We start from the raw sequence: 9231 nt of genomic DNA, 5'->3' as shown, positions 1-9231 counted from the left end.
GGACGGTGACAGCTACCTCAACATCACCGGCCGCATCAAGGACATGGTCATCCGCGGCGGCGAAAACCGGGTCGAGGACTGCGGGCGGGGGAACCCGGTGAGCCAACCTCGGGGGTCAAGGCCTCCTGACCTGCGGTTTTGGTGAATCCGCAGGTCGGCTGGGGCAGTCTGGGGCAGTTGGGTGCACTTCGGTGCTGTTGTACGCCGTTCGAAAAGGGGGTTTGCCCCGGCTGTGCCCCAGTAGAATTAGTGAGAACGTGTTGAAAGTTTGTGACGGTAAGCTACCGACACTTCCGGCCAGGTTCGCCTGCTTGGCGACCTGCCACGATGGCCGACGTGCGTCGATGTTGCATCCCGCAGTCGACTTGGTGCTCATGAGCGCTGTGCCGGCAGATCGATGTAATGCTCCGCGGCAGTGCGTCCGCTGATCATCAACCAGCAGGTCTCGCACAAAACGTCGCCTTGGCCGCGTGGTCGTAAGCCGCACTTCGCGCACATACCTGTTGTCGCGCTGCGATGGCCTGTGTTGACGCACTCGGCTGTTCGTGGTGCCGACCGTCCTCGACGTCGGTGCCTGTCGCCTGGTTGGTATTCGCCGCTGAGCCCGGTCATCTCCTGATACAGCTCGAGATCGGTACCGGAGATCAGGCGGACATCGCCGAGCAGGTCCCGCATTGCGACGAGCTCTCCGGCGGGGATCATGCGTGCGACGTCGTCGACGGTCAGGCCGTGACGTAGCTCCGGTTTCGGGTGTAAGTGCCCGCATGGTCGCTTGGGACGGGTTCGCTTGCTGCGGCCGCCGGTCGGACAGCCGCTGCCGTAGTTGCCGATTGTGCAGCGGGTTGGAACCATCTTGCGTGGGCCCACGGCGGTGGCTGCTCCACGCTCGGGCAGTGTGCTCCATGGCACGTCATTGCAGCCGAGTGCTGGCACCTCGTAGAACCAGGGCGGAGTGCTGTCGGAGTCGAGGAACCACACCGGTAGCCAGCCTGCGCCAAATGATTTCGTGGTGCGCGACTTGACGAGGGTCGACTCGATCGCCGAGTGCTGTACTTCGATTCCGGTGCGGTGCGGCCCGTCGATCGCTACGTCCAGGATGGTTCCGCGACCGGTCCGGTATTCCTGGGAAGCCCGGTAGCCGGCATCCTCGGCGGCGCGTTGCCAGTAGTCTTTTTGTCGTCGGTGTTCGTCCGACTCAGGGACGATCGCGTGGTCGGCGGTGCAACTGCCGTTGCGGAAGTGCACGGCCCAGTAGCGGCCGCGGTAGTGTCTGACGAACATCTCCGCGCTGTCGTCATCGCCAGGTGCCTGCTGGCAGAGCAACACACGATCGCCGCGGTCGATATTCAGGTGCAGCGCCTTGATCAACTCGTAGTCACGCGCGCTGAGCTTCGCCAGATCTATCTCACGCTCGTCTCCGTCCCGGGTGTATCGCACCAGTGTCGACATCGACGCCTCCCTCGACGAATCCAGAATACGGCTGGTTGCCGACGATCCGCGCATACGTAAGGCACATTATTGGATGTCATGCCTTTTCTGGATCGATTCGGAAGTTGCGCGTAATCTGGGAGCGGAGGATGAGCGGCCACCCGGATGGAGGCATGAGCGAGTAGGCAGGAGAAGGCGGACGGTGCAGGGCCTGGGTTGCGGCTGGACCGGCGACCTGGGACTCGTGTCTCCGCTGAGGACGATAGACGCCTGTTTCCGGAGACCCGTCGCCGCGGTTCCGTGCACGGACCGTGTGCGGTCGTTGTTCACCGGAATCGCTTTCACGAAGGAGACATTTTCTGAAGTTCAACGGCAGCGCCGTCAACCGGGGCTCTCCGCCTGTGCGGGGAGCCGAGTACCGCGAGTGAAGTTGCACCTGCCATAGCCAGCGATCTGGCGGATGTGTCCACAGGTCAACCGGCCGACGGTGGGCTCGACTTGGGTCGCCGCGGATGGGGTCGAGGCTCTGGTACCTGGAAGAGTGAGGAGCTACGGAACCATCGAGGAAATACTTTTCTGGCTGCGGGAACGTGCGGCCCGGATGGTCTTGAGCTACGTGAGCGGCGTGAGCCTGAGGGTGTTGCTCCCGCCGGATGCACCCCCGGGCGGGATCGACAACTGTCGCGGCCGGAAGCTCAGGCGGTGACGAATGAGGGTGGTCCCGGGCACAGCGGCCGACCAAGGTCAGCTCACTGACCTCGACCGAGAAGGCGACCATGCGTCCCACGATGGATGAGCGCTATCGCAGCGCCCTGGCTCTGGTGCCTGAACGGCTGCCCGGACTGGTCGCAACCGCGCGATCGACCCGCGGTGGACCGGTGACGGCGACGAGTTCTGGTACCGCCGCGACGGCGCCGACGGCCACGAATACGTCCTGGTCGACCCGGAACGATCCCGGTCACCGCTTACGAGCCGCACCTGGTGCGGCTTGGCGACGGCGGCGCCGCGGCGCTCGGTCCCGACGGCGACTCGGCCGTCTCCGCCGCGGAGCCCGCGCTTCGCAGCCCGGACGGCAAGACCGAAGTCTTCCGGCGTGAGCACGACCTGTGGCTGCGCGATGAGAACGGCGAGGAACGCCAGGTGACCCGAGCCGGCGAAGCGCACTTCGCCTGGGGTGCGACTCCGGACTACCTGCGGTCGAATCTGCCGCTCGCCGCGCGGGACCGTCCGCTTCCGCCGATGGCTACGGCGTTCTCGCCCTCCGGCCGGCTCCTGCTCACCGGGCGGTTGGACGAGCGTTCGATGCCCGAGCACCCGTTCGTCGACAAGCTGCCGGCCGACCGGGCGAAGCCGCGGTTGGGGACAGGCATCAACGGGGCAAACCGCCTCACGTAGACAGCCACGAGCCGACTGCGCGGCGGCGAAAGCCGAGGCTGGGATGGCGCGCCATCCCAGCCTCGCTGGCGTCTCCAGGAAGCAGGGCCTGATCATCGCGGAGGCAGAAGGCCGATGCGAGGCAACTCTGCCTCTTGAACGTCTTGGCCGCCGCCATGCCAACCGGTTGTCCGAGATCTCGTGCAGAGGCTTCGCCAACCGAGACAGGATTACGGGCGGTCAGCTGTCCTTCGGTGCGGACGTCACGGATCGCGGCGATCCCGGCACCACCTGGGTTAGCGCCCTGCTGCACCCGAGATGCCACCAAGGAGTCCCGGAGGCACTGCGCATGCAGTTGCAGGTGAACCGAGGCTGTCCGCTGCTGCGTTGAGGGCGAGTCTGTTCATCGACTCGGCTCCAGCCGGACGAGGTCGATGCTGACGAGCGGCCCGCCGAGTTGGTGCAGCCTTCCGCCTTCGGCGAGGCGGCCAAGATCGATCGGCGCGTAGCCGAGTTCGGTGAGCACGGCGCTCAACGTCTTTTTGGCGGCTGCGTCGTCTCCCGAGACGAACAGCACGCGATTTCCGCTGGCGGTCTGCGGCTCGGCCCCGAGGACAGCCGCGCCGAGGTGGTTGAGGGCTTTGATCACGTTTGCATTGGGGGCCAGCGCGGCGATCTGCTCGCTGGACGTCGGCTGCCCGGGTGCCGGGCGTGCTGAGAAGTCGTTGGTGGCGTCGACGAGCACCCGGCCGTTCCAGTCGGGCAGTCCGGCGAGCGCCTTGGCTGCCTGCGGGTGGGGCACGGCAAGCACCACGATCTCTGCCTGCGCGGCCTCGTCCCTCGTGCTGGCGATAGCGCCGGGCCCGAGATCGGCCACGAGTTCTGCGAGTGTTTCAGGGCCGCGGCTGTTGCTCAGCAGCGCCTCGTGGCCGGCTGCGACGAGGCGCCGGGCGAACGCGGTGCCGATCGCGCCGGCTCCGATGATTCCGATTCGCATGGTTGTTCTCCTGCCGTGTGTGGATGGCTGATGGTTCAGTGGTGGAGGTTGTTTGTGGGGCGGCCGGTGAGGACGGGTGATCTCGTCCGGACTGTCCGCCAGCGGGCCGGTGCCTCGTGGGGACTCAGACCATCTTGTTTCCGCTGAGTGTCCGTTCGGCGGTGACGTAGGGCTGGACGACGTCCCAGTGCTCGACGATGCGGCCGTTGTCGAAGCGGAAGATGTCGACGATCGCGGCGTCGCCGTCGGGCAGCCAGCCGCTGACCTTGCTGTGGGCGATGACGTAGTCGCCGTCTTCGAAGATTCGTTCTGGGGTCCAGCTGAAGCCGACGAGCGACGGCACGGCCGTGCGCAGGGCGTCGAGGCCGTTGGGAAGATGGGGACTGTGCTGGACGTACGGTTCCGCCCAGTATCGGTCCAGAGCTGTCAGGTCTTTCTGCTCGAAGAGTTCGTGCATGGCGATGCGGAGGACGTCCTTGTTGGACATGGTCGGCTCCAGTGGCGTGCGATCCGAAGTTGATGGAGACCATCGTCGGATGCAGGCGCTGCGGGCGGCGCCCGTTGGATGACTGGCGTCGTGACGGTCACGAAGTACCGGAAGGAACGGACAGGGACCGCGTGGACTCCTCACCGGTGTGCTTCTGCCCTGCTCAAGGCGTGGGCAGGTTGCGCGGTGCTCACGCCGCGCGGGGTAGCTGTCGACCTGTCGATCTGTCGGCCACGCCGGTGTGCAGGCCGTGGCCTTCCAGCCCATCCGCGGTGAAGGTTTCCGGGCGGTAACGACTTCTGCGGTCGGAGGTGTAGCGCTGGGCGTCGTGCCGATCGACCGGGCATCCAGCGTCTGGCCATGATTCTTCAGGAGGCTGGCCGCCCCTGCGGTGCAGGCCAACGCTCGGCAGTCGTCCAGCTGCCCGCGTCGTAACCGGTCTTGCCGCTCCCGTTGCCGGGCTGGTCGTCGAGGCGGTCTCCGCCGCACCGACTGTCATCTGACGGATGTTGTCACCGTGGCGTCCGGCCGACAGTGGCTCCCTGCCGGGTACGCAGGGACGAGAACGTGCCTGCCGCGTTACACCGCTTCATGGCTGAGCGTCCGACGGTGAAGTCTCCGGCTTCACCGGTGCCTCCCGCGCCGTGGCCGGGGCGGGCAGGACGCGCTGCCGATCTCGTGCTGTGGACAGCAAACCTAACCACCGTCCCATCTGGAGCCGATTATGACGAACAAGCAGACCGCCCTCGCGGTGGTCGAGCAGCTGCTCAACGGGCACGACCCGAGTGCGGTCGACCGCTACTTCCGTGATCCCTATGTCCAGCACAACCCGGTGGTGCCCGACGGTGTGGCCGGCATCAAGAAGGCGATCACGTTGCTGCCGGACTTGCACTTCGACGTGCACAAGGTGGTCGCCTCCGGCGACTGGGTCAGCGTGGCGTCCAAGGTGACGGGGCAGGGCGACACCACGAAGGTCATCGTGGACACTTTCCGCTTCGAGGATGGCAAGGTCGCCGAGCATTGGGATGTCACCCAGGACGAGGCCGCCGCGCCGGTACTCGTGCGGTCATCGCCGGAACCTCTCGCACACGACGCCGTACCGGTCGTGGAGAAGGCCCTTGACGAACTGTTCACCCATCGCGACCCCTCGTCCCTCGACCGTTACTGGGCAGTCGAACCGCCGGTTCCAGTCGACGTTCTTACCCCGCAGATGTCCTACGAGCCTGGCGTGATCTTCGGTGAAGGGAACGAGGTCTTCGTCCATGCGCGGTTTACCGGCTTCATGCCGGTGCCGCTGATCGCCGCCTACATCTTGCGGCTCGACGAGCACGGGAAGATCATCGCTCACTGGCATGCCGTGCAGGAGGAGGTGCCTGCCGAGAGCACCGCCAACGGAAACCCGATGACCACACCGCGACTGACTGTGTGAGAACACCGGCGACTGGGGAGGCAACGAACTGGGCCTGGTTCGAGCCGTTCAAGCCCTGTACCGGCGGTGCGACCAAACGCCGAAGGCGTCCATCTTGGACACCTTCGGCGTTTGGTCGTGTATCCCCCGGCGGGTCGGCGTCTCGTCTTTCGCGGAACTGCGCGCGTGGCGGACTGTGTCGCCGAGGAGCTTGTGCGCTGGCAGCCAAGAGTCGGCTCGGAGACCCGCTGCCGGCTGCAGGACGTCCACAGTGCCTGAGGTCTACGGCGAACCACCGCAGGTCGTGGAAGCGGTGGTTCGCCTTGAGATCCCGGCTTGCGGTGCCGCGTCAGGCACGCAGCGGGCGGAAGAATTCGCGGATCTCGGTGACCAGGTCCTCCGGCCGCTCCATGGCGGCGAAGTGGCCGCCTTTGTCGAACGCGGTGAACCTGGTCAGGTTGTAGCTGCGCCGTAGGAATTCCTCGGGTGGCTTGATGATTTCTTTGGCGAACGCGGCGAAGCCGGTCGGGGTGGGCACGTATCCTGGCGCCAGCAGGCCTTCGTTGTGGAAGGCTTCGTAGTACAGGCGGGCTGCCGTGCCGGCGGTGTTGGTCAGCCAATACAGGGTGATGTCGGTGAGCAGGTCGTCCTTGCTGAACACCGACTCGACGTCGCCGTCGTTGTCGCTCCAGGCGCGAAACTTCTCTACCATCCACGCGGCCAGGCCGGCGGGAGAATCAGCCAGTCCCGCGGCGATGGTCGCCGGCCGGGTGCCCTGGATCTGGCTGTAGGCGCTCTCCTTGTCGAGAAATTCCCGGACCTGCTCCATGAATGTCTGCTCGGCGTCGTTGAGCGGCGCTGAGTTCTCGTCGAGCACCGGCATCGCGCCGAGCATGTTGAGATGGATGCCGAGGACGTGGGCGGCGTGGTCGCGGCCGAGGCTTGTCGTGATCATCGCGCCCCAGTCGCCGCCCTGGGCGCCGTAGCGGGAGTAGCCGAGCACGTCGGACATGAGGGTGTCGAACAGGGTCGCGACGCTCTTGGGGCTCATACCTGGCTTGTCGGGGTAGGGGGAGAAGCCGTAGCCGGGGATGCTGGGCGCGATGACGTCGAACGCGTCGGCGGGGTCGCCGCCGTGTGACGCGGGGTCGGTCAGCGGGCGGATGATCTTCGATACTTCCCAGAACGATCCGGGCCAGCCGTGGGAAAACAGCAGCGGCAACGGTTTTGGGCCGTTTCCCTTGGCGTGGACGAAGTGCACCGTGGCGCCGTCGACGTCGGTCAGGAACTGGGGGAGGTTGTTCAGCCGCTGCTCGGCCGCGGTCCAATCGAACTTGGTGTGCCAGTAGTCCACCAGTTCGGCGAGATAGCCGGTCGGAGTGCCGTGGGTCCAGTCCGAGGTCGCCAAGGGAGGGGCCAGGCGTGTCCTCGCCAATCGCTCTTCGAGATCGGCGAGCTGTTCTGGACGTGTTTCGCTGCGAAACGGACGTATCTGCATCAGATGGTCTCCTTGATGAAGATCCTCGAAGCGAGCGTGTCGCGATACTGGACGGGGGCCCGCCAGGACGACCTCTGCGGGTGCGTTTTCGCCGGCGCACCGATGGCACCGGTAGGGCTGCTCAGGGCGTGCCCTGGTGGCGAGGGGCGCGCTGAGCGCACGCACAGAGGTCGTCGGCTGCCAGGCTCGGTGGTCAGCCAGGGCAGCTGCGGCGGGAGGGCGGTGCCGATCAGGCCGCGAAGCGTGGTGCAGGCCGTCGGCGGCACCGCGGCGTCATCGCGCCAGTGCACGATCCAGCAAGTCGCGGGACGCGGTCATGAACTTGTCGACACGGTCCGGGGTCATGGTGAGCGACGGCCGGATCGGGCGGCCCTTGCGGTCGAACATCACGCCGGTGCGCTGGTCGAGGTCGTCGGTGAACAGCAGCGGCACGATGCGTTTGGCGTAGGTCTGCGGGGACTGGGCGAGTAGTCCGACGAGGGCCTCGGTCGCCTTGTGCGCGATGCTGCCTTCGCCGAGGTAGTTGGCGCGGATGCCGGTTTTGATCAGGCCGGGGTTGAGGCCGAAGAACGCCGGTCCCGTCGTGGCGTTGGCGCCGTGAATGGTCAGCGCCTCGTTGGCCACGACGGTGTTCATGTGCGCGCTGTTCTGGTTGTAGGCGGTCAGCGCGTTGAGGTCGTCGGGGTTTCCGTCCTGGTCGCCGCCAGGGCCAGCCATGATGAACACCCGCGCGCGGGGCGAGTTGGCGGGGCGAGCGGTGCCGATGCGCGCGTCGAGGCCGCGCAGCAAGGCGTAGCGGCTGAGGTAGCTGATGGCCATGTCGCGCTCGATGCCGTCCGCGGTTTCCTCGCGGATCTTGGCGGCGGTGATGCCGTTGGTGAACAGGACGACGTCCTCGCTCTCCACGGGAAGCTCCTCGCCCACCCGGATGGCTTCCTTCATGGCGGACAGGTCGGCCTGGACGAAGCGCAGCCGCTCGTGCGGGGTGTCTCGGAAGGTGCGGCCGACGACGGTGACGTCGGCGCCGCGGGCCAGGGCTTGGCGGGCGATCGCCTGGCCGAGGCCGTTGGTGCCACCGATCACGGTGAGGCGCTTGCCGGTCAGGTCGAGGCGGTCGATGGGGGCGGAGTGGACGATGGTGCTGCGGTCGAGAGTTCCGAAGGCTCCCATGGTGATCAGTCCTTTGGTGAGAGGTGCGAACGGTGGGCGAAGGGTGGTGGGGCACTGGGGCGGCCGCGCCGTGTGTTCTCGCGGGCGTGTTGCGTCGGCGCTGTGCCGTATAGGCACAGCGCTGTACGGGATGTACGGGTTATCGGCTGCGGATCAGCGCGGGTCGGGGCGCAGGCGGACGACGCGTTTGCCGAAGCCGTGCCGGGTGGCGACGTCGAGGTAGGCGCGGCGGATCTCCTCGAGCGGGTATTCGGCCTCGATCGGCACGACCAGCTGCTGCTTGACGACCAGGTCCAGGAGCTTCTCCCAGATTTCCGGGGACATGGCATCCGCGTTGCCCCGGACTTGCACGCCGTGGCGTTCGACCGCTGCGTAGTCGGCGATGGTGTTGATCCGGTGCGGCGGCACGCCGAGGTCGATGGCGAGGTCGACGTACCCGCCGCCGAAGGTGTCGAAGACCGCGTCGATGCCGTTCGGGGCCAGCTCCTGGAGCTGGTCACGCAGACGCGGCCCGTAGAAGACCGGTTCGACCCCGAGCTCCTGGAGCCGGCCGGCATGGGCGGGAGAGGTGCCGCCGATGACCCGCGCGCCGTGGAGCCGGGCGAGCTGGGCGGTGAAGATGCCGGACCCGCCCGAGGCGGAGGAGACGAAGACGGTCTCCCCCTCGGCCGGTTTGATGGCCGCGACACTGCCCCAGCCGGTGGCGCCCGATGCGGGGATGGTGGCGGCGGACGCGAAGTCCAGACCCGCGGGGATCTTCGCGGCACCCGAGGCGTCGATGACGGTGTAGTCGGCCATCGCGGCGCGGGGCGCGAACCCGATCACCGGGTCGCCGACGGCGAAGCCGGTGACGCCCGGGCCGAGCGCGG

8 protein-coding genes are annotated in these 9231 nt (G+C 66.9%); 2 read left to right on the top strand and 6 right to left on the bottom strand.

Features of this window, described 5'->3' with window-relative positions; genetic code table 11:
- Positions 1-372: 372 nt before the first annotated feature.
- On the bottom strand, positions 373-1449 hold the full coding sequence (locus ACWDN5_RS45100; protein WP_449680599.1) for a hypothetical protein: 1077 nt from the start codon (positions 1447-1449) through the stop codon (positions 373-375).
- A 960-nt stretch (positions 1450-2409) separates the two neighbouring features.
- Between ACWDN5_RS45100 and ACWDN5_RS45095 the strand changes: the two genes are divergently transcribed.
- Entirely contained in the window at positions 2410-2823 is a 414-nt protein-coding gene (locus ACWDN5_RS45095; RefSeq protein WP_449680598.1) for a DPP IV N-terminal domain-containing protein, read from the top strand.
- Positions 2824-3205: 382 nt separating this feature from the next.
- Here the strand turns inward: ACWDN5_RS45095 and ACWDN5_RS45090 are convergent, their stop codons facing one another.
- On the bottom strand, positions 3206-3799 hold the full coding sequence (locus ACWDN5_RS45090) for an NADPH-dependent F420 reductase (protein WP_449680597.1): 594 nt from the start codon (positions 3797-3799) through the stop codon (positions 3206-3208).
- 124 nt (positions 3800-3923) lie between these two features.
- Positions 3924-4286: a nuclear transport factor 2 family protein gene (locus ACWDN5_RS45085; RefSeq protein ID WP_449680596.1), complete on the bottom strand. Its 363-nt coding sequence runs from the start codon at positions 4284-4286 to the stop codon at positions 3924-3926.
- Positions 4287-5010: 724 nt separating this feature from the next.
- Here ACWDN5_RS45085 and ACWDN5_RS45080 point away from each other — a divergent pair.
- Positions 5011-5715 carry a nuclear transport factor 2 family protein gene (locus ACWDN5_RS45080; RefSeq protein WP_449680595.1) on the top strand — a complete coding sequence of 235 codons (705 nt, stop codon included), beginning with the start codon at positions 5011-5013 and terminating at the stop codon, positions 5713-5715.
- A gap of 328 nt (positions 5716-6043) precedes the next feature.
- On the opposite strand, the gene ACWDN5_RS45075 is transcribed toward ACWDN5_RS45080, so the two are convergent.
- The 3 genes from ACWDN5_RS45075 to ACWDN5_RS45065 all read right to left on the bottom strand — a co-directional run.
- Entirely contained in the window at positions 6044-7192 is a 1149-nt protein-coding gene (locus ACWDN5_RS45075) for an epoxide hydrolase family protein (RefSeq protein ID WP_449680594.1), read from the bottom strand.
- 273 nt (positions 7193-7465) lie between these two features.
- The gene (locus ACWDN5_RS45070) at positions 7466-8362 is read right to left on the bottom strand and encodes an SDR family NAD(P)-dependent oxidoreductase (RefSeq protein WP_449680593.1); all 897 of its coding nucleotides are present in this window, start codon (positions 8360-8362) and stop codon (positions 7466-7468) included.
- A 153-nt stretch (positions 8363-8515) separates the two neighbouring features.
- Positions 8516-9231 (bottom strand): zinc-binding dehydrogenase (locus tag ACWDN5_RS45065; RefSeq protein WP_449680592.1); only part of this gene is annotated, 716 nt, incomplete at its 5' end.

Source organism: Amycolatopsis sp. NPDC003731 (assembly GCF_053586895.1).
The sequence above is the reverse complement of the archived record's forward strand: the minus strand, read 5'-3'. Positions and strand labels throughout refer to the sequence as shown.